General features: G+C 45.3%; 18 protein-coding genes and 2 pseudogenes. 4 read left to right on the top strand and 16 right to left on the bottom strand.

Annotated elements, in window-relative coordinates:
* Positions 1-3: 3 nt before the first annotated feature.
* The 10 genes and pseudogenes from BK127_RS37415 to BK127_RS37370 all read right to left on the bottom strand — a co-directional run bounded on the left by BK127_RS37415 (position 4) and on the right by BK127_RS37370 (position 13128).
* On the bottom strand, positions 4-2157 hold the full coding sequence (locus tag BK127_RS37415; protein ID WP_076237782.1) for a bifunctional diguanylate cyclase/phosphodiesterase: 2154 nt from the start codon (positions 2155-2157) through the stop codon (positions 4-6).
* A 276-nt stretch (positions 2158-2433) separates the two neighbouring features.
* Positions 2434-3606 carry a sugar ABC transporter permease gene (locus BK127_RS37410; RefSeq protein ID WP_076237802.1) on the bottom strand — a complete coding sequence of 391 codons (1173 nt, stop codon included), beginning with the start codon at positions 3604-3606 and terminating at the stop codon, positions 2434-2436.
* A gap of 10 nt (positions 3607-3616) precedes the next feature.
* On the bottom strand, positions 3617-5146 hold the full coding sequence (locus tag BK127_RS37405; RefSeq protein ID WP_076237781.1) for a xylose ABC transporter ATP-binding protein: 1530 nt from the start codon (positions 5144-5146) through the stop codon (positions 3617-3619).
* Between the two features lie 70 nt (positions 5147-5216).
* Complete coding sequence (gene xylF / locus BK127_RS37400; protein WP_076237780.1) at positions 5217-6311, bottom strand: D-xylose ABC transporter substrate-binding protein; 1095 nt, start codon at positions 6309-6311, stop codon at positions 5217-5219.
* Between the two features lie 130 nt (positions 6312-6441).
* Positions 6442-8031: a response regulator gene (locus BK127_RS37395; protein ID WP_076237779.1), complete on the bottom strand. Its 1590-nt coding sequence runs from the start codon at positions 8029-8031 to the stop codon at positions 6442-6444.
* Positions 8028-9485 (bottom strand): sensor histidine kinase, encoded by a 1458-nt coding sequence (locus tag BK127_RS37390; protein WP_076237778.1) that lies wholly within the window; start codon positions 9483-9485, stop codon positions 8028-8030. Before BK127_RS37390 ends, BK127_RS37395 begins: the two co-directional genes overlap by 4 nt.
* Positions 9466-10458: a sugar ABC transporter substrate-binding protein gene (locus BK127_RS37385; protein WP_076237777.1), complete on the bottom strand. Its 993-nt coding sequence runs from the start codon at positions 10456-10458 to the stop codon at positions 9466-9468. Before BK127_RS37385 ends, BK127_RS37390 begins: the two co-directional genes overlap by 20 nt.
* A gap of 188 nt (positions 10459-10646) precedes the next feature.
* Positions 10647-11379 (bottom strand): annotated as a pseudogene (locus BK127_RS37380) (SDR family NAD(P)-dependent oxidoreductase).
* Between the two features lie 79 nt (positions 11380-11458).
* Positions 11459-12247, bottom strand: coding sequence for a nucleotidyltransferase domain-containing protein (locus tag BK127_RS37375; protein ID WP_076237776.1), 789 nt, complete (start codon positions 12245-12247; stop codon positions 11459-11461).
* 194 nt (positions 12248-12441) lie between these two features.
* The gene (locus BK127_RS37370) at positions 12442-13128 is read right to left on the bottom strand and encodes a hypothetical protein (RefSeq protein WP_179097741.1); all 687 of its coding nucleotides are present in this window, start codon (positions 13126-13128) and stop codon (positions 12442-12444) included.
* A gap of 407 nt (positions 13129-13535) precedes the next feature.
* On the opposite strand from BK127_RS37370, the gene BK127_RS37365 reads away from it, so the two are divergent.
* Positions 13536-13991 carry an AraC family transcriptional regulator gene (locus BK127_RS37365; RefSeq protein WP_076237774.1) on the top strand — a complete coding sequence of 152 codons (456 nt, stop codon included), beginning with the start codon at positions 13536-13538 and terminating at the stop codon, positions 13989-13991.
* A 45-nt stretch (positions 13992-14036) separates the two neighbouring features.
* Here the strand turns inward: BK127_RS37365 and BK127_RS37360 are convergent.
* The 3 genes and pseudogenes from BK127_RS37360 to BK127_RS37350 form a co-directional block, all read right to left on the bottom strand.
* Positions 14037-14567: pseudogene (locus BK127_RS37360) on the bottom strand (NmrA family NAD(P)-binding protein); the annotation flags it as partial.
* 100 nt (positions 14568-14667) lie between these two features.
* Entirely contained in the window at positions 14668-15111 is a 444-nt protein-coding gene (locus BK127_RS37355; protein ID WP_076237773.1) for an SRPBCC family protein, read from the bottom strand.
* A 33-nt stretch (positions 15112-15144) separates the two neighbouring features.
* Positions 15145-16119, bottom strand: coding sequence for an SDR family NAD(P)-dependent oxidoreductase (locus BK127_RS37350; protein WP_076237772.1), 975 nt, complete (start codon positions 16117-16119; stop codon positions 15145-15147).
* A 166-nt stretch (positions 16120-16285) separates the two neighbouring features.
* Here BK127_RS37350 and BK127_RS45200 point away from each other — a divergent pair, with 166 nt between their 5' ends.
* Positions 16286-16486, top strand: a complete 201-nt coding sequence (locus tag BK127_RS45200; protein WP_076237771.1) for a hypothetical protein — start codon at positions 16286-16288, stop codon at positions 16484-16486.
* Positions 16487-16745: 259 nt separating this feature from the next.
* Here BK127_RS45200 and BK127_RS37340 read toward each other — a convergent pair whose 3' ends face one another.
* Positions 16746-18317: a sigma-70 family RNA polymerase sigma factor gene (locus tag BK127_RS37340; protein WP_076237770.1), complete on the bottom strand. Its 1572-nt coding sequence runs from the start codon at positions 18315-18317 to the stop codon at positions 16746-16748.
* Positions 18318-18569: 252 nt separating this feature from the next.
* On the opposite strand from BK127_RS37340, the gene BK127_RS37335 reads away from it, so the two are divergent.
* Together BK127_RS37335 and BK127_RS37330 are read left to right on the top strand one after the other, a co-directional pair.
* Positions 18570-19079, top strand: a complete 510-nt coding sequence (locus BK127_RS37335; protein WP_076237769.1) for an endonuclease V — start codon at positions 18570-18572, stop codon at positions 19077-19079.
* 19 nt (positions 19080-19098) lie between these two features.
* Complete coding sequence (locus BK127_RS37330; protein WP_076237768.1) at positions 19099-20427, top strand: SMI1/KNR4 family protein; 1329 nt, start codon at positions 19099-19101, stop codon at positions 20425-20427.
* A 276-nt stretch (positions 20428-20703) separates the two neighbouring features.
* Here BK127_RS37330 and BK127_RS37325 read toward each other — a convergent pair whose 3' ends face one another.
* Together BK127_RS37325 and BK127_RS37320 are read right to left on the bottom strand one after the other, a co-directional pair.
* Positions 20704-21075: an iron chaperone gene (locus BK127_RS37325; RefSeq protein WP_076237767.1), complete on the bottom strand. Its 372-nt coding sequence runs from the start codon at positions 21073-21075 to the stop codon at positions 20704-20706.
* 433 nt (positions 21076-21508) lie between these two features.
* The gene (locus tag BK127_RS37320) at positions 21509-21610 is read right to left on the bottom strand and encodes an S-layer homology domain-containing protein (protein ID WP_256711612.1); all 102 of its coding nucleotides are present in this window, start codon (positions 21608-21610) and stop codon (positions 21509-21511) included.
* Between the last annotated feature and the right edge of the window lie 11 nt (positions 21611-21621).

Raw genomic sequence — 21621 nt, 5'->3', positions numbered from 1 at the left:
TCATTAACTCCGAGTTATTCGCAAACCTTGCAGGTACGCTCCAAAATCCTGATCGGATAAGGGTTTGCTGAATAGAAAACCTTGTCCTTGATTGCAGCCGTCCTCTTGCAGAATGGCTAACTGCTCTTGACTTTCAACACCTTCCGCAATCACGTTGATATCCAACGTTTGAGCTATGGTCAATATGGCCTTAACAATGGCCTGACTCTCTTTATTATGATGAATATCCCGAATAAACGAGGCATCAATTTTCAAAGTATTAACGGGAAGATGCTTAATATAACTGAATGAACTGTAACCTGTTCCAAAATCATCTATGGAGGTATGGACCCCTAATTCCTTAATTGCTTCCAGAATGGTCACAGCATGATCAATATCAGCAAAAATACTTTCGGTAACTTCCAGTTCCAACCATTGCGGATCCAATTCCGTCATCGTTAATACCTCTTTGATCTTATCTAGCAGGTCAGGCTGATAAAATTGTCTGGCCGACAAATTCACAGACAGTTGTACATGAGGATAACCATGAGCCTGCCACTTTTTATTTTGCTCACAGCTATGCCGCAAAACCCATTCTCCAAGAGGGATAATTAGCCCCGTATCTTCAGCTACGGGTATGAATTTATCAGGAGGTATTCTCCCTAATTCGGGATGATTCCATCTCACAAGTGCTTCCATACCGATTAACTGGCCCGTCGATAGATCAAGCTTAGGCTGATAATCAATATGAAATTGCTCAAGCTCAATCGCCTTTTTCAGCTCGTTTTCTAACAAAATGCGTGCCAAAGAACGCTCCTCCATATCAGAATGAAAGAATGAGACCCCATTCCTCCCGATATCCTTAGCTGCATATAGAGCCATATCCGCGCGTTTTAACAGCTCATCCGGGTCCCTACCATTGGAAGGGAATAAGACGACTCCCATACTGCAGGACATACTATAAAGCTGCCCAGCAAGCTCGATCGGTTCTTGAAGAATGGTTTGAATGTCGATTGACACGGATTCCACTTCCGTCAGGCTCGACAGGCTCTTTAATAACACAACAAATTCATCGCCACCCAGACGAGCGACCAAACCATTAGGACCGACGCAATGGCTGATTCTTTTAGCTGATTCTATAAGAATAAGATCACCTGCTTCATGCCCAAGTGAATCATTGATGTCTTTAAATCGATCCAAATCCAGAAACATAATCGCTAATTGAGCTTGATGACGCTTCGCTAGTTGAACCTCCTTGCGTAACCGATCCATAAATAATCTTCGATTCGGCAAATCCGTTAAGGTATCGTGGTAAGCTAAATGGTAGATCGTTTGCTCCGATTTTTTCCGTTCGGTGATATCACGCATGACTAGAACCAGGCTTGTAACCTCCCCGGATGCTTGGAGAATAGGATTGAGTGTCGTTTCCACATAAAAGTACCTATCACTGCGCGTTCGAACTCGAAATTCCAGTTGAGTCGACAATTTCCTCGTATGTATGATTTGCTGAATACTAGTAGATACGATCTCACGATCCTCTACATGTACCCATTGAAGTAAATGACTGGATTCAAAGCTAGTCAGGTCGTGTCCTAACAAAATCATATGAGATGGGGATGCATACACAAAGTTCCCTGCTGTATCGATGATTGAAATCAGATCCGACGAATTTTCGGTAATTAAACGGTATTTTTCCTCGCTTTTTCTTATCTCTTCCTCCATTTGCTTACGAAGGGAAATATCATTTCGAATCGAGACATAATGGTAGGGTCTTCCCTGTTCATTTAAAAATGGAACGATCGTCGTATCTACCCAGTAGAACGTGCCATCCTTGGCTTTATTCCTGATTTCTCCTCGCCAAATACGTCCGGACCCTATTGTAGCCCACATGTCCTTGAAATAATCGCGGGCGTGATAGTCTGAATTTAATATCCGGTGATCTTGTCCCAGCAGTTCATTCCGCTCATATTGAGATATTTTACAAAATTGATCATTTACGTAGAGAATGGTTCCACGCGGGTCGGTGATTGCCACAATGGATGACTGGTCCAAGGCATGTCTTATATCTGACAGTTCCTTCAAAGCACCTCTAAGTCTTTCGTCATTCTCCAATAACAGGCTGTCCTCAGAAGGATAGATAGGGGAATTGGATAAGCTGTTGGTACTCTGTTCCTTCATTAATTGTCACCTCCAGCATTTAATTATTTCTTTATCATCTATCGAACTTATTTGCTCTCATACTTGCACATGCAAAATAAACCCACCCCGCCAATCATAAGGGTCGGTTTGTATTGCTTAATTGTATTGTAATTAATCTATACGTATTTGTCTATGGGAATGGGTAATACTTCATTTCATAAAAAAAGGCTGCATGAGTTGTTCGCTCATACAACCTCGCAGTAGGTACACAACCAACTGCTGTTCAATCCATAATAGCTTCGGAATTCGCACTGCTTACGCCTTCTTCTTTTTTTGACGGCTGTAAATATCGAACCATACGGCAACGACCAAGATGCTGCCTTTGGCAATCAGCTGCCAATACGAGTCCACGTTCATGATGCTCATTCCATTGTCCAGACTGGCCATTACCAAAGCACCGATAATAGCACCGATAATCGTTCCTGCACCGCCAAGCAAGCTGGTTCCGCCGATGACGCAGGCTGCAATCGCGTCCAGCTCATACATATTACCGGCATTAGACGTAGCAGCATTCAACCTTGCGGTTAAAATCAATCCGGCTACCGCTGCCAGTGTGTTGCACAGCACAAAGACGACAAGCAATCTTCGTTTCGTATTGATCCCGGATAAGCGGGAAGCCTCCGCATTGCCTCCTACCGCATACGTTTGGCGGCCAAACACAGTGTTTTTGGCCATGAAAGTGAAGATCACTGCCAAGACGATGACGATCAGGAAGGGTACGGGTATACCTTGATATTGATTCATGAGAAGCACGAAGCCGAGAATGAGTGCGGCATAGATGACAGCCTTGGCCATTGTGAACGTCATGGGCTCCAGCTCAAAGCCATATTTTTTGCGCGAATTTCGCTTGCGGAGCAGTCCAATCACCAGAAATACGATCGCGATTACTGCCAAAATCAGACCGATGGGTCCAATTAAATACGATTGGCCTATATATTTGAATCCGGGAGATAGCGGAGCAATCGTTTTACTACCGGAAATGCCCAGCCAAAGCCCCCTAAATACCATCATACCGCCCAACGTCACGATAAATGCGGGAACAGCCCGATAAGCGACCCACCAGCCCTGAATGAATCCTATCACTGCGCCCAGCAATATGGTAGCTATAATGACGGGGACCGTACTCCAGTCATACCAAACATTGAGAATGGCGGCCACCCCGCCGGTCAAGCCAACAATCGAGCCGATAGACAAATCGATCTGTCCGGCCACTATGACCAGTACCATGCCAATCGCCAATACCGAGGTCACTGACATTTGCAAAAATAAGTTGGATAAATTTCTTGGTGTCAGGAACGTGTCGTTAAGCAAGGAGAACAACAGCCAAATCGCCACCAAAGCACCGATCATCGCGTATGCTCTAATGTCCATTTTCATCCACAACTGAATTTTTCTATGATTTTTGACCCCGTCTACCGGCACCTGCATACCGCCAAAATTAGCCATGTTTGATTCCCCCTGTTGCTGCCGCCATGATAACCTCCTGAGTTGCTGATTGATAGTTGAATATACCGGCCATCTTACCCTCCGAAATCACCATAATCCGGTGGCTGACCCCTAATACTTCAGGCAGTTCGGATGAGATCATAATAATGGCCACCCCCTGCGATAATAATTGATTCATGATGTTATAAATTTCGAACTTAGCGCCTACATCGATCCCACGCGTCGGCTCATCCAATATGAGAATTTTGGGCTTGGTCATTAACCATTTCCCAATAACCACCTTCTGCTGGTTGCCGCCGCTTAATGTACCTACAACGGTTTCTACCGAATTCGCTTTTATTTTCAGCTGTTGAATGTAATCCTGACCGACGGCTATTTCCTGATTTTCCTGAATGACCCCGCGGACGGAAATGCTATGTAAACTGGACAAGCTGATATTATTTTTAATATCCATATCCAGCACCAGCCCATATTTTTTTCGATCCTCGGATACTAGCGCCATTCCGTGCTCTATGGCCTGTTGTGTACTTTTAATATTTACAGGTTTGCCGTCAATGGCAACGCTGCCTTGCTTTGCTCCCTCATAAGCTCCAAACAAACTCAGCACCAATTCACTGCGACCGGCTCCGACCAAACCCGAGATGCCGAGAATTTCTCCCTGCTTTAATTCAAAAGATAGGTTGTCAATCACTTTACGTCCCGGCTGGCTCGGGTCCCATACCGTGTAATCCTTCACTGCCAGCATCGTTGTACCCGGTTGTGCCTCCACACGAGGAAACCGTTCTTTTAATTCTCGTCCCACCATAAGTGAAATCACTTTATCCTCGGTCAATTCCGATGTCGGCTGCGAAGCAATCGTCAGTCCATCACGCAGTATGGTAATCGTATCCGCGATCTCGAATACTTCATTTAATTTATGTGAGATATAAATGCAGGTAACACCCAGATTTTTGAACTCTTTCAAAATGGCAAGCAAAATAGCAACTTCCTTCTCGGTCAGTGCCGCTGTCGGCTCATCGAGGATGAGGATTTTTGCCTTCTTGGATAAGGCTTTTGCTATTTCAATCAACTGCTGCTGCCCGATGCCAAGCGTCCCCGTAATCCGATCCGGCTTGATGCCGCTTAAACCCACCTGACGCAGCCAGCTTTCCGTCTCGAGGTAAACATAATCCCAGTCCATAATACCGAAGCGGGAAGGCTCGTTACCTAAAAACAGATTTTCACCAACGGTCAGATTCTTCACCAATGCAAGCTCCTGATAGATGATAGCAATGCCTGCCTTTTCCGCGTCTTTAATATGTCCGAACCGCTGTACGACGCCGTCGACCAGAATTTCACCTTCGTAGGTTCCCGCCGGATACAGCCCGCTTAGCACTTTCATTAAAGTCGATTTGCCCGCTCCATTCTCCCCGCACAAAGCGTGCACCTCACCCTTCTTCACCTTAAATGTGACCTGATTCAGTGCCTTAACCCCCGGAAATTCCTTCGTAATCGTTTTCATTTCAAGGGCCATGGTTTCCATGTAACTATTCCCCCTTCTCGGTTTCCCTCTCAGAAAAAGGGCGGGATTCCCCGCCCTCTCGGCTCGCTGCTTATTTCTTAACGTTCTTGTATACATCTTCTTTCTTATGGAAGCCGTCCGCAATGACGGTTGAATCCACATTATCTTTGTTCACCGCTACAGGATCGAGCAGGATGGACGGTACATCGATTTTGGCATTATTCACTTTTTTCGGAGCGTCTACCTTTTCGCCTTTAGCCATCTTCACAGCAACAGTAGCAGCTTCATCCGCCAGCTTCTTCAGCGGCTTATACACGGTCATTAACTGCGTACCTTCAACAATACGCTGCATCGCAGCCAGCTCCGCATCTTGGCCGGAAACCGGAATTTTACCAGCCAGCTTCTGCGCCGTCAGTGCTTGAATAACTCCGCCTGCTGTACCGTCGTTGGCAGCAACAACTGCATCAACTTCATTCTTGTTCGTTGTCAGAGCATTTTCCATATTAGCCAGTGCATTAGCCGGACCCCAATCCTTCGTCCATTGCTCGTATACAATCTTGATATCGCCTTTATCCACCAGCGGCTTTAAAATGTTCATCTGCCCTTTTTTGAATAAATGTGCGTTATTGTCTGTTTCTGAACCCTCAATTAGCACATATTTGCCTTTTGGCGCTTTTTCTACAATCGCTTTCGCCTGCATCTCACCAACACGCTCATTATCAAAGGAAATGTAAAGGTCCACGTCCGAGTTTTTGATCAATCGGTCATAAGAGATGACCTTGATGTTGGCCGCATGTGCTTTTTGTACAATGGCTGCTGTCGCCTCAGCGTTATGAGGTACGACCACAAGAATATCTACGCCTTGGCTGATCAAGTTCTCCGCCTGTGCGATTTGCTTCGCGTCATCGCTGTTCGCTGCCTGCACGTTAACTTCCGCTCCAAGCTCCTTGGCTTTGGCTACGAACATGTCGCGGTCACGCTGCCACCGCTCTTCCTGCAAGGTGTCAAGCGACATCCCGATAACAATCTTCTTGTCTTTCTTATCCGCGGCTGGTGCTGTAGCGGCTGGCTTCGAATCGCCACCTGCTGCCGCTGGCTTGGTTTCTCCAGTTGTGCAGCCCGTTAAAGCTACGGTAAAAGTCAATGCCAAGCCCACGATGCCGCTCTTTTTCAACCATTTGTTCATCAATTCGAACCTCTCCCTCTAATTGTAAAGTTATTTGTTTGTTAAACTTGCTTACAACTTGAATTTATCATGGGGAGAGCGCTTTCAGTTGAACCATTATCTGCACTATCTTGTTATCTTCTTCACTTTTTTAAACGCTTTCATGGTTAGTGGATAGCGGACGATGCCGTGTCAGCAAATCTTTTCGATAATCGGTCGGCGATTGGCCTACGGTTCTTTTAAACACACGGCTGAAGTAATTCGGATCGTGGTAGCCTACCTCATAGGCAATCTCCTTCAAGCTCTTCCCTTCATCGGACATGAGCTCCTTGGCCTTATCGATCCGGCACTCCGTCAAAAAATCCACATAGTTCGTCCCGAAGGTTTCCTTAAACAGCCGGCTTATATAAAATGGGCTGATCTGGACATGCTCAGCGATCAAATCAAGCGATATTTCCCGCTGTGCATGCTGGATAATATAGGCTTTGACCTTGAGCATCAAGTCGGGCTCCACCTGGGTCTGCATCTCCTTGACGGATCTTACGATTCCATCCACAATACGAAGCAGCTCCGACCGAAGCTGGGCATAGCTCACAATTTGAAAGGCATAATAAGGCTTTTCCGTCCTGGCACCAAGCTCCAGGGTAAATCGGGACAAGATCAACAGCAGGTCTTGAACCCGCTGCTGTGCTTCAACCAGTCGGCAGCCCTCAGCTTCAAAGCCGTTGATCCATTGCTGCAGAAGCCTGTTCACCTCATGCCATTGGCCTCGGCGAGCTTGCTCCAGCACCTCCTTTTCCGTTTCCGAAGAACGCAGAGCTGACCGATTATCCTCCAGCAGTAGATCAGAGTAATGCCGACAATGGGTCGGAATCGACAAATCAGTCGAAGCTAACAGAGCCTCATGATACGATTGCCGGATGTCGTGAGTAGACTCCGAGCAGCTGCCAATGCCGATAAATACGCGTACACCACGAAAGCAGCTAACGTAATTAAGTAATTTGCGTATGAGCGAGGTGCTTTGCGCACGGTACGATTGCTGCACATCAGCCAAAACGATAATCGGCATCTGGTTAAAGCTGAGCTTCCCAACCCATCCATCTGAAGTGGTTCGGAAATATTCGGTCAGCGATTTATAGACGGCGGGCAAGCTTGCGTCATCGCCTTCCGTCTGAATCGTACATACCATGACAAAGGCAGGCCCCTGCTCCTTCCATTCCAGCAATGACACCATTTCCTGTAGATGCGACTCGTGAACGCTGTCATATAATAGCTGTGTCACATAATCCGCCTCCAATACAGGCAGCAGCTTATCCAGCTTTTCCACTACACGAAGCTGCCGCTGACGATTCTCCCGCTCCCCCTCCAGCTCTTTCAACACCTGGCCCACCGTCTCCAAAATCACCGACGACTTGCTTGGCTTCAGCATATAATCGCTCACCTGCAGGCGAAGCGCTTGTTGGGCATAATCAAAGGAATCAAACGCCGTGACCATAATGATCTTCACATCGCGGTCCGTGCTTCGAATGATCTGAGCCGCTTCCAGTCCGTCCACTCCCGGCATCTTGATATCTAATAAAATCACATCAGGCCGATGCTGCTCCGCCAGCTCCACCGCCATTCTCCCGTTATGCGCCAATCCGACGATTTCGATATCGTTCAGTCCTTTACTCAAAATACGGCTCAGCGCTTCACGTTCGAGTTCCTCATCGTCTGCGATCAATATTTTAAATAAAGTCATCCCTTATTTCCTCCTTGTTGCGGCAAAGTCAACCGAATGACGGTTCCTTTGTCCTTATCACTGCTAATCTGAACGACATCGTCTGTCCCACAATACAACTGGAGACGGCGAATCACATTGGGTATACCTATTCCGGTAGTTGTCCCAACTGTGATGGATTCCTCCGGATCATGATCGCGAAAATGGAAAAAAGCAGCAATCTGCTCCTCCTTCATGCCGCCGCCATCGTCGGCAATTTCGATGATCACTTGTTCATTCTGTCTAATTACCTCGATACGGATTGTCCCCCCTTGCTCAAGCGGTTCAATCGCATGGATGATCGCATTCTCAACAAAGGGCTGCAGCGTCATACAAGGAATAGGTACGGTAAAACACGACTCATCCAGCTTCAGCTCATACCCCACTCTGGAGCCGAATCGGGCTTTCTGTATGATCAAATATTCTTGAATGACATGCAGCTCCTCCCTGAGCGTCACCATCCCTTTCAAGCTTCGTAGATTGTAGCGCAAAAGACCGGACACACTCGCAATCAGCTCGCTGGTTTCCTCGGCACCTTCCAAATAAGCTTTTTTGGCCAGCATGTTCAGTGTATTGAATAAAAAGTGAGGATTGATTTGATTTTGCAAGCTGCGCAGCTCGCTTTCCTTCAACAATAATTTATGATCCCGTAAGTCTTTTTCCAGCTGCGCTTTGATACTCATTTCCTCAATCAAATTTTTGATACTGATTCTCATCCGATTCATCGTCAAGGTGAGCAAGGACAATTCATCCCTGCCTTTGATTTCTATAGGCTTATCAAAATTACCCGCAGATATTTCCCGGGCTGCAGCCGCTAACGTTCGAACTGGACGGGTAATGCTGCCGACAAATTGATACGAGAACAAAAATAGCAGCGCCGAGGCCAGACCTAAGCTCCAGAATCCAAGCTTGCGCAAATCTGCACTCTGCCGAATCATACGCACATAAAAATCGTTATATGTATTCAACTCCTGGTTAAGCAAAGAAAGCATTTCCTCATGAACGAATTTATTAACTTGGATCGCTTCCTCCAGCCTTGTAAGTGCCGAGTTTTTCTCCTGTCGCTCGGTATCCTTGGCTGAGAGCTTCATCGTCTCAACCAGGCTCGCAATCATATTTTTGAAATTAAGCAAGGTCGTCTTGTTACCCGAATTGATAAGCGCGGGCAGCTCAACATAATTTCTTTCGAGTTTCTCGACCGCGTAGCTAAATCGGGCTTCTGTTTCCTTACTGGGGTTATTGGTATACCCGTTAAGCTGCTTGACCGCTTCCGTACTCAGATTCGTCAGCTCGTTCATTGCCATATAGCGCTGGAGAATCGAATTGTATTTTTCAATCGTCAGTTGGTGCTGATTGTTAAGAAATAGCCATAGTCCTGCCATAAATACCAAAATAATGACCGTCAGCATGATCATTTTACTTTGCAATGTTTTCATGCATGAACTCCTCACTCGTATACAGCCGATTCGTCACATAATGGTAAGGCTCCAGCGGCAGATTCTTGCCTCGCAGCCATTCCAACGCTAATGAAACGCTGGTTTGTCCGACATCGCCGTCATCGTGCAGCATGACCCCATCAATCTTGTTCGAAGATATCAAATGCATAATTTCCGGTGAATCATCAAAAGCAGCGACAAAATAATCCTGAATCCGATCACGGCTAGTAAGCGCTTGCACAGAGCCGACCACGGACTCCGAACTTAAACCGACTATCGCACGCAGGTGCTCGCCATCATTTAACAAATCGTTTGTTCGTCGATAGGCCCCATCTCGGGAGTCTCCTTCAAACTGCGCCTGAACGACGCGGATCGCCGGATACTTGGATAGCGCTTGTACAATTCCCTTCAATCGTTCATTTTGATAACTGTGATCCTTACTGTCATACAGAATACCAACAGCTCCCTCATAATGAACAGCCTTCGCGACCTTATCAGCCATCTGATTGCCCTCGATGAAATGGTCTGCACCCACATACACTTTTCTCAGGCTGTCCGGTGAGTCAGTAAATACGGTAATGACTGCAATCCCCTGAGCGGATGCCTTATTCACGACTTGAACAAACCTCGGGCTGTCCATCCCCTGAACAATCATGACATCGACCCTGGCGGCTATCCCGACCTCCATTTGCTTCATAATTTCATCCTCGTTCGGCCTTACCGCGTTGCGAAATTGAATAGAAGCCCCTTGCTTCTGCGCTTCTTCCAAGGCTCTTTCCTGAACTCTTCCCCTGGAGGGCGCATTCTGTTCAGTAGCGATAAACATTAACCTGTATTTGGTATCAGGAGCGGTTGTGTTTTGGAACTCATCCGTTTGGTTAGCCATATAAAATTGATAGGTATAATACATCGTAAACACTAACGTAGTCGCGATACAAGTGATGCTTAGAAAGAAACCGAGCCATTTGCGCACATAGCAACCTCCTATTAATTCCATGTATTACTAAATATAGTGCATCCTTAATGGATTGGGAAGAATTATTCTTATCATCCCGATATGTGAGATGTAGTATGATCATTCAGCCCAATAGCCAAACAAGCCTGAGTGAGATCACAAAGATCTCAGCTCAGGCTTGTTCTATAAGATGGATACTGTTCAGATTACTTCGCCGTAACGCCTCCATCTACAGGTAATTCGATGCCTGTAATATAGGAAGACGCATCCGAAGCCAGGAATAACACCGCTGCCGCCACTTCAGAAGCTTGTCCTACCCTTGGGAGGGCTGTCTGAGACAAAAACCACTTCAGCATCTGCTCGTTATGTACAAAATCTGAGCTCATCGGTGTCTCAATAAAGCCGGGGTGAACCGAGTTGACCCGAATGTTGTCCTTGCCATAATCAACGGCAGCGGCTTTGGACAGCATGCGAACACCGCCTTTGGAAGCTGTGTATGCACCTGCGCCGCTGCTTCCTGTAAGACCAGCAATGGAAGAAATATTAATAATGGATCCCCCCTTGTTGGCCTGCATATGTGGAATAGCGTGTTTCATCCCGAGGAAGGTGCTCTTCAAATTGATGTTCATGACCTTGTCCCATTGTTCAATCGTCGTCTCTAACAACCCAGTAGCCAATGAAATCCCCGCATTATTAACCAGCACATCCAGTCTGCCGTATGTCTCCATAGTTCCGGCCACGACCTTGATCCACTCGTCCTCCATTGCAACATTATGCGCATAAGCAATCGCTTGTCCGCCGTGTGCTTCAATCTCCTTCACAACAGCTTGTACGGAGGCAGCATTAATATCGGTGGCCACGATTTGGGCTCCTTCCCCAGCAAGAAGAATCGCTTCCAGCACCCGTCACAATAGCTACTTTACCCTTCAGAATCCCCATATCGGCATCTCCTTTTTTTCAACTCAAACAGGCATTTCAGATTCAGCCATACAGGTAATTTCCACTATAGGGTAAGTTTCTATGCAATAAACCAAACCTCCTCGAGTGCCGATCGGAACAACTCGTCAAGCCGATTAGTCAGACCGCCCTCAGCAGAAGACATATTGGATGCCGTCCTGTCATAGTAATGAATTCTATCTTCCAGGAACTCATTGATCGGATTAATTCTTGCTTCGTAATCCATCTCATCACCAGCCATTTTCCGAACCAGCAGCTCTTGAATAATGCCCTTTAGCTCACTGCCCTCTGGCACTAGGCCTTCTACCAATAAATGAAACTCGATAGGCGGCATAGTATTGTACTTCTCAATCCACTCACATGCCAGGATCGGACGCAGTACATAAAAATACTTTTTAATCTTTACTTGATCTCCTTGCAGATACTCCCGGTAATTCCCTTTCGCCATATGCAGATAATGATGCATGCACGAATGCGGTGAGAAGGTTGTTGGAGAAATGCCGCGGATTTGTTCAGCAACCGAATAGTTCTCCATATATACCATCGGCGACTGCAGCCATTCCAGCAGCGGCGGGTTGGATTTGCGAAACAGCTTCAAGGCTTTCTTCAAATCCCAGCCGTTAATATCCAGCATATTGTTGATCGGACGCTCAATAACATCCCGTTTATCGACAATGGACAAATACCACTCTACCGGTCGGATATATATAAATCTGACGTCGTAATCGCTGTCCTGTGAAGGAAATCCCCAAGCACGACTACCCGATTCACATGCATATAAAATCCGAACTTGTTCATCCCGTTCAATTTGTTGTAACTCTTCCTTAATAAGTCGCTGATAATTGGTCATATAGCACTACCTCCTTCATCCTGCACGTTGTGTCGCTTCTGTTTCTATCATCGCTGATAATAGGCTAAGCGAACATGGCACAAGTATGACGACTATAAAAAAAAGAGAAGCTATCTCGCGACTAGCTCCTCCACTATGATTCTCCGTTAGCCGTCTGTACAGCGCAGATAATGAAAATGGTTAGAATCCTACTGCTAGGGCTGCAGCTTGCGTTCCGTCGCTTCTAGAGCTTCGAGTTTTTGCTCATACTGACGCATTAGAGCTGAATCAGGCCCATCGCGGTGCTTTTCGAGGAATGCCTGAAGTGCCAGGCGGTATTCCGAAATAAATTTCGGATTGGTGGGGCTTGTTGCAAGTTGGCCTTCGGCTTTTTTAACCGGTTTTAAGTCTGTATTGATTACCCATTTTTTTCCGTAATCTGACTTGTCGCTCATGATGAGGATATTACGTTCGAAACCTGTAACATATTTGGCGACGAAAACTTCACCCTTGGGCGGAATAAGAATGGCATTGCGCAGCGGATAGATACTGGCGGACATGGTAGTGAAACTCGTCGCCACATCTTGCCCATCGGAGGTTTTAAGGACTACTTCGTACTCCCAAACATATTGATCATTGTACAAGGAGTTTGTTTCCTCTGCATAAACAATGATTGCAGTACCCTCCGTTCCAACGGCGTTAAGAAATAATGAATTTACATAATGTGTGAGAAAGATGTTGAAAATCGCTGCCAGAAAACCAACAGTCGGCAAGATAAAAAACCATTTGACATGGTTACGCCATATTAATAAGAGGATACCCATGGCAAAGCTGAAGAATAAGATTATCAAAAATGACCAGATCGGGTGATGCGTCAGGAAATACAAGACGGCCGAGATCATATACATGTATGTCACTCACTCCCTCTCATGATATTATTTTGGGAGAGATACAAGTTCTACTTTAACTTACCCAGCTCGTCGGCATATTCCCCCAGAATCCTACCGCAACATTCCTACAATATAATTCATTTGAATAGCTATATTCTATTTTATAATAACATTCCATATTTATCCATACTGCCCTTGATGTCCAAGGACCAACTTATTCCATTAATTCAAGCTTGTAGGTAATGGCTATTCCTTCATCGATTCGCAATTCATCCCTCGGTGCTTACGCATCTGCTGCCTATCCGCGGCAACCCATTCGGTAAAATTTTCAATATAAAAAAATCAAATGATTATTTTTTTATATCATGATAATATCCAAAATGTAGAAAATAACACATTAGAGAAAGGAAGATGAAGTTATGGATACTAGAATCGAATCTCTCCCGAATTATCGAATTGCATATGTCCGACAAATTGGTCCGTATGGTTTTGCCAATATTCAAGCAATGGATAAGTTAAAAAAATGGGCAGGTGAGAAAAAACTACTTACTGAATCGGCAATTTTACTTGGAATTCCACAAGATAACCCTCAAACAACACTTCCTGAAAACTGTAGATATGATGCATGTATTGTCATTGTGAAGGATTATCAAATTGATGATTCAATTAACGAAGGTGAACTTTCTGGCGGAGAATATGTTATTTGCAAAGTCAAACATACAGCAGAAGATATTCAAAAAGCATGGAATGAAATTTTTCCAGCTTTACACAACAGAGGATATCAAATTGACAACAAACCGATTTTAGAAAAATACACTGGTGAAATGGTTAACCAAGACTTTTGCGAAATATGCGTGCCTGTACAACGGCTATAAGATTGCTTAGCTTAATCTTTAGTTGCTACTTTGTAACACTTCGATTCATGGGTTTGTAAAATATTGCACGTGTTCAGACACCCACTCGGCAGAGGTGCGTGCTGGGCGGCCAGTGACCTGCTCGACGGTAGGAACCACTGTATACGCAGATTTAGGAGGGTTGGCATGCCAACCTATTACAAAATCAATAACGTCCTCTTGGGCTCCCTTAATCCGCATGCGTTCGCGCGCTTGATCTTCGGTGAGCTCGACGAAACGGATATCCTTTCCGATTGCTTCACTAATCGTGCGAACCTTCTCTGGTATCGTCAGCACTTCGTGGCCGTTCACACCGTTCCACAATACCGTGACTCGCTCTACTCCAGCTTTTTTGGCAAGTTCCACAATTTCAGGTCCAGTCTGCAGCGAGCCGAAACCTTCACTGTTAAAAGTGATCAAGTGCATGCTGGTAACGCCTCGCAACGCGGGCACAAGAGACTCTGGGGAAGCAAGGTCGCCATATACGACCTCAACCCCTTCTGGAAAATTTGCTTTTGCCGGGTTGCGCGTCATCGCACGCACATTATGGCCTGCCTGTACAAGTTCTTCAAACTATTCGAGTGCGTACCTGTCCTTAATCATTGGAATATATGGTGATAGGTGTCTGTCGGCCTCTTCGATTAATAAAGGCTACTTTTTAGTTAGCCGCCTCGGCAGTTGTCTTGAGGTCAGCAAGCCAGGCATTGAGCGAGGACGTGAGTGCCGCGCGCATGCTGTCGGGGTCGGCTGCTACAGGCGGACCGTCCCAAGACTCCGTGGTGTGCACAACGACTCCTTTGGCAGTGGGAGTGATGGTCCATACGTGGACGCCATCGATGCCTTGTGCTGGCCCCCACCAAACAATGCGTCGCATGGGGTCGACCTCGCGGATGGTGGAGTCGATGGGTAGCCCATGCGTCTCCCACTGGAAGGTGCTTCCTACTGCGATAGGACCGGATAACCGCGCCTGGGAGACGTTTTTCTGCCAAGTTGGCCATTGATCAATACCAGTCTGTATCCGCCAGATGACCCAGCCAATCACAATTATTATTAGTAAAAGAAAGCTCATCGTGAATGTTTTTAACTTAAACGATCTAGACATACTATTTCATCTCCTTTATGATTGATTAATCAATTACTTTTGTGCAATAGATGCCTTGCTCTTCTGCAATGCCAAAACAGTTGAAGTAATACCCTCCTGGAACGCCGTCGCGGTGATCGGTCCAATGAACCGGTTGTATTTTTCTCTGCTTAGTGTCAGCGGCTCTTCGGTTAAATAAAGCATCTCGACGATTTCTTTCATCACGGGCACGCCCATACCTATCAACGATAAACCTAATTTTTTCAGGGGAATGACCGGTTTAACATGGCCACTTGCCGTTTGTGCAATCCGTACGATCTCTTGCCCTGATATAAGCCCAGCACCCGGTATATTCCAGTTCTGTCCATATGCGAAGTCTTTGCCTGACAACTCAGTAACCATCGCAGCCGCATCCGGTAAATAAACGAATTCGCGAGGCACATGCATGTTGCCGATGAAAAAAGCCATTTTGCCAGCAGCTATTGCTTCTAGGGTTGAACCTAAATACGAGGCTTCATTAGCCGTGGGTCCATAATAATCGGGCAAACGAACAATCATGACTTTTACCTTAGTCCATCGATTACTGAACAACATACGTTCATAGTCCAGGCGTACTTTTCCTTTTATCGTATGAGGCTCCTTTGGATGTTCTTCCGTGACAAGCTCCATCTGTTTTCTCCCATAAGGATAGATCCCGTCGATCGCTACTACTTTAATCGCAAGCCGTTCTGCCGCCTCCATCACGGATTCGCCTAGCGGAATCAGTTTGTTCACCATCTCGTGGTAGGGTACGTTCGCGCAATGGAATAATACGTCAGCACCGCCTGCTTGAGCTACAATGTCGTCAGGAGACATTGCGTCCCCAATGGCGAGCATCAAATGCTTCGGATTGCCAAGTTTTTCAGCAAACTGTTCCAACTTCTGGCGCGAACGCCCAAAAGCAATGGTAGGTACTCCCCGTTTGACAAGCTCTTCCGTGATTGCTGCTCCTGTCCCACCCGTTGCTCCAATTACAATCGCTTTTTCCATTTTTTCATCAGCTCCATTTTTATTTTTTATTTGTTATCGATCAATCACTAACTTGAATTCATCTTACCATTTAGTTATTGATTAGTCAATTACCAAATTGAATATTTTTGTGTAGGAGATAATTTCATTCGCCTCCCCTTACATTTCTTTTAATTTGGACAAGCCAATGGCTTCCGCGAATTCAGAAAGCATTTACGAAGATTCTATCTACACGGATTCTCCCGGTACGCGAATGCAGGGCACAGAGCTGTTGTTCAATCTAATACTGGCGGTCTGTGAGTGGCAGATTGAAACGACTAAGCAGCTGAATGCACGACGGGTCCTGTCGCAGGCGATGAAGGACAATGCCAAGCAACAACTCTTGTGAAGTGGAGTCAAAGGCAGGAAGAGCCGGCGGAACAATTCATCGAGCATGTGCTGCCCTTCCTGATGTCGAACTTGCGAATGCCTTGATCTGCATGATTCAAAAGAGGAGTGGGGGTAGTCCAAGCTGAACAAATGCTATTCTATCAAGCAAAATGAAATCGAAAATAGGAGTAACCGTTTCGAGATTGCTTTTTATGAAAAACTCCCTATTTTTCGCCGTCACTTATGGTATCGTTCACCACGCTGTCTGTAACGGCAAGTTATTCCCTTATTCCATGAACCAACCGCTTTCTCTCAGGGTCCCAGCGCCATGTTAAATCACCATGTAGATGCAGACCGCCATACCACTCATTCATTCCCTTCACCTTCACCCAGTCCTTTACTCCCGCGGCTACTTCCATCCCTACCTCCGTTAATGAAATATCGCAATTTTCAAAGGATGGGGTAGTTTTCTTTCGATAATCAGGAATAGTATGAGACCCCCGTATCTCTAATAGCGCATTCGGTCGTTCCGACATATTCCTTAATCGATACCAAAATTCCAAATCACCCATGCCTAGCCCACTTAAGCGGCTCCCTATCTCTTTAAACAGCTCGCGCGGGGTATTCACCCCATGCCGAATAAGCTCCAAGATGGTCTGCTCCACAATCCCCAGCCCATTCATTGCCGAAGGCAGGCGGGATAAGTGCAGCTCAAATGCCGCGTGAGCAAAGGGCAGCTCCGATGTGTCTTCATGCAAAAGCTCAACATGCCGTTCTATATCCGGGGAGGCATATGCCTCCCAAATTCTTCTGCCCGTCTCAAGCTCCTTTTGTCCGATCCTCTGCCACGTACCTGACAATGTTTCCAACTGCTTAGTTGTAAGCTGTCCCAATCCTCGAAACAAATCAATACCTGGGTAGTCGCCGATACACAGCAAATTCAGTTTTGTGTGGCCTAGTGTCCGCCTTGAAAACCAATGCAACAAAAAGCTTAGCATGAGCTGGTCAAATAAATCATGCTCGAACCATAGTACAACCTCATCGTATTTGTGGAAGTTTTGCAGAATCTGTTCTTGCGACTTACAATTTGTCACATAGTCATCTGCCGGAATGCCCATGGTTTTCTCCAAATACTCCACTCTTGTCGACCTCTGAATGGGCTCGCCCATTTCAACGAATACCGGACCTACCGGATACACTTCTCTCCAGACCAAGATATCTCCGCGAATATTCCCCTTCCTCAACTTATCACCGACAAAATCTCCGTTTACTATATGGAGCATTGATACTCCCCCTTCGTATAGATCGTCGAACATGGATACAAAGTCAGTGACAATTAGCGACGTCCTCAGCTTATTGCGGGCATCGAACAACCGTTTTTTTAGTACGGAAGGAGATATACTCAGGTAACTTGATATTTCTCTTATCGAATACCCATGAAAATAAAATAATTGAACTACCAGTTTTAAATTGCTAGACAAACCCTCGACGGATTGATGAAGTCTTTCCTGCCATTCCTTTTTTTCTAAGATAGATTCCACATTGAATTTCTCTACATCCATTGCACTTGCTTCATCCATCGGCATCGTGGAATGTCTTTTACGGCGAAGAAGGCGATGACATTGACGTTCGATAATGGTCTTGAACCATCCCGGGAACGCATCCGCATCCTTCAACTTAGCGAGATTGGCAAAGGCCTCTGCGAACGCTTCTTGAACCGCATCCTCCGCTTGGCCCCAATCACCTAATTTTCCATATGCTACAGAAAATGCCATGCCACCGAAATATTTCACGATCCGCCCCCATGCAATTTGGTCACCAAGCCGAGCTTCCTCGATCCACTGTCGCACCTCTTGCACCTCCTCTGTATTCAGATTCTATATACAAGTGCCAGTATCGTTGCAAAAGGTTACTTGGTTCTATTGTAATAGCAGCAGATATTTGCCGCTACTTATGATACGGTTCATCGCGTTGTCTGTAACGGCAAGTTTAAAGGCCATCCCGCAAAGGATGGCCTTTCCTGCTCCCCGTTACTGGAAAAATGTGATATATTAGCTATAATCTATAGCCATAAATGAGCTTAAAGGAAGGAATCGCTATCCATGATCATCGCTGTCGATGTGTATTATGAGGAAAATAAAGCGAAATCAGTGGGAGTTATTTTTCAATGTTGGGAAGATTCTACGCCACACGAAGTCATCGTGTCTTATACGGAAAACCCGCACGAATACGAACCTGGTTTTTTCTATAAACGAGAGCTCCCTTGCATACAGGAACTGATGAAACTTACTGATATTAACCAAATACATACCATTGTTGTGGATGGCTATGTGTACTTAAACAATGAAAAAAAGCCCGGGCTCGGACATTATGTTTACACAAATTTTTCAGGGAAAATTCCAGTCATCGGTGTTGCGAAAAATACCTTTCGCGACAACGAAGCTTTTGTCAAAAAGATTTACCGCGGCAACAGCTCCAAACCTTTATATATAACCTCTGTCGGCATCGATCTGGCAGATGCTGCTCAGCACATACAGAGTATGTATGGAGAATACCGATTTCCGCATCTGCTGAAATTGCTGGATATTCAAACAAAGGAAGCCCGGCAATAATCAACAAGGGGGATTCAAAATGTGGTTTTGGAAGAAAGAAACGCAACTGGATCGCATAAAAAACAAACTCAAAAAGGCTATGCGCAAAGATACGGCTTTTTTGGTGTTTGGAGCATCATCACACAAATACAGGGTCTATGACAAGCTTACAGTAAAAGAGCTTGCGGACTGGCAAGCAACAAATTCGGTCTCACTCCCGGAGTCTTATACACATTTTTTAACGAATGTCGGAAATGGAGGTGCCGGGCCTTATTACGGGATTTATTCGATTGAACAGGCAGCTTCCTGTACCGATAGAAATGCACTCGCTGCAAAATGCGTTCTGCATCCCGGAATGACAAAAGAGGAATGGAACCATCTGACCGCCCCCCTGATCAATGATGAGGACATCTCCGACCTGGAATACGACACCGCCCGTGATAGGGTGATGGGTGGCATGTTGTGCATTGGCACACAAGGTTGTGAATACGATATGTATCTCGTACTTGAAGGGAAGCACAGGGGGAAAATTGTTTACACTTCAGATTTTTATCCTGATCATCCCTTTTTCTTTGTCTATGAAGACAACTTTCTGGACTGGTATGAGCGCTGGCTGGACGAAATTATTCTGGATTATGATATCGCGTGGTTTGGCAGCAGAATGCCGGGCGATGAAAATGCGTTGATACAAGTTTATCAAAACGCCCCTAACGAAGAAATCAGATCAAAAGCGCTGGATGGAATGTTCAAGTTTAAAAAAATCTCGCAGCCAACCATTGATGTTTTAAAAAACGTTGCTGACCAAAGACAAAATGATCGCACCACAGCCATTCAGCTAATCTGCAAAACCTCTGTTGATGCGGGAAGAGACTATCTTCTGGAGCTTTTGCATTCGGATAGAAATGAGGATTTTTTACAAGCTTTAATGATTCTGAACGGGTATGGAAAATCTTTTGATTTAGAGGATTTTATAATAGTGATCTTGCAAAGTCTTGACAGGGTTCGTGACCCGGAAACGTTACGTCGTGTGGGGTATGTTTTGGAATCTTCCGGCGCGATTACACTCCAAAACTTTAAGCCCTTTTTGTGCCACAACGACTCGAATATACAAACAACCGCAATCTATGCCACACGCAGTTGCAATGATAAATCAGAAAGTTGGGAGATCATTGAACAGATGTTAATGGGTTGCGACAAGGAGATTATGAAAAGCTCTATTTTATATTGGGGCATTATCCCTCATGAGAAGTTATTGCCTTATTATAAGGCTGCATGGCCGGAATATAAAAACAATAATAATTTCAGGGAAAAATTTATTGGTTGTTTGAACGAATTAAATGTGCAAGATGATTATTTTGACAAAAAATAATTAAACTACCCATTATGAGCACCCGTAGTTTGATTAGCTGCTGCTTATGCCTAGGCCGCTCCGTTACGGTGATAAACCAATGCGGAAACCTGCAAACTGCACGAAATATGGCTTCAAGCGAACGCGCCTCCGTATATAGACGAACATATTCATTTAATAATGGTCCCCCAGTAAAAATTGGTAACATGCACGGGAAATTGTATCACACTGAAACAATCGATTCTAATCTCGTCTTTGCGGACGGATGAAGTATCCCAGTTAGTTCAATAACATTTTTTATTTCCGCCAAAAAGTTGAATAGTCTGCTTTATCCAAAATATTAAACTCGATCATTCTCTCAAGTAATTCGTAATTTACCGGCTCATTCCACGGTATTCTAAATAAGCCTTTGGTAGATCTATAGCCAGCTTGAGCAATGTTATCGGCAAAGTGCGCGATGCATACTTCTTCGGGTGAAACGCTCAAATGATGCTTCGCTGTGGAAAAGCCGATAATAAATGTGCCGTGATCGGAATACATTGGCGTATTCCACTTGATTTGCGCTTCCAAATTCGGGAATTTGTTGGCAACCCACGTCAAAATCTCCTCCGTTCGGTCGCGATGTTTGGAGTTATTAATACACGCTAAATATCTGAAAAAAACTTCCACGTTGTAACCTCCTAAAATAACTATGTTCAGAGAAATTCTTCAATCCCTTTCGTCGTTAAAACACGGTCTAATCTTCTATTAATATACCATAAAACATGCGATTCCCATTCAGCTATCCTGCCCAATCGTATTATGAGGTCACCAGATCTTTCTGTTCGACCTCTTTTTTGTAAGGTCGTAAGATAGCGGTAGCCGGGGATCGAACGTTTCTGCCCGTGAAGTATATTACATTTCACTATCTCGTTGTTTAATGGGAAGATTACATCTACTTCTGTACCATAATCAGTAATAAAACCGTTGATTTGCAACAAAAAAAAGGGACTATCCCCCGGCAATCAATCATGCCTGCGGAAGTCCCTCTTTCATGCGTTCATTTAAGATTTTGCGCCGACCAGTTTGGCGCTCAGCGGCAGTAGCCCCCACATTAGAACTATTACTTTTTCGCTTGTAAAGCTCTGAGAATGACCGTGACCGCTTGGGCGCGGGTAGTGTTCACTTTTGGTTTCACTGTGCCGTCTTCATAACCGTTGATCAAGCCTTTGGCTG

It is taken from the genome of Paenibacillus sp. FSL H7-0331 (assembly GCF_001956045.1).
Note: the sequence above shows the minus strand (reverse complement) of the source record. Positions and strands in the feature narration are given on the sequence as shown.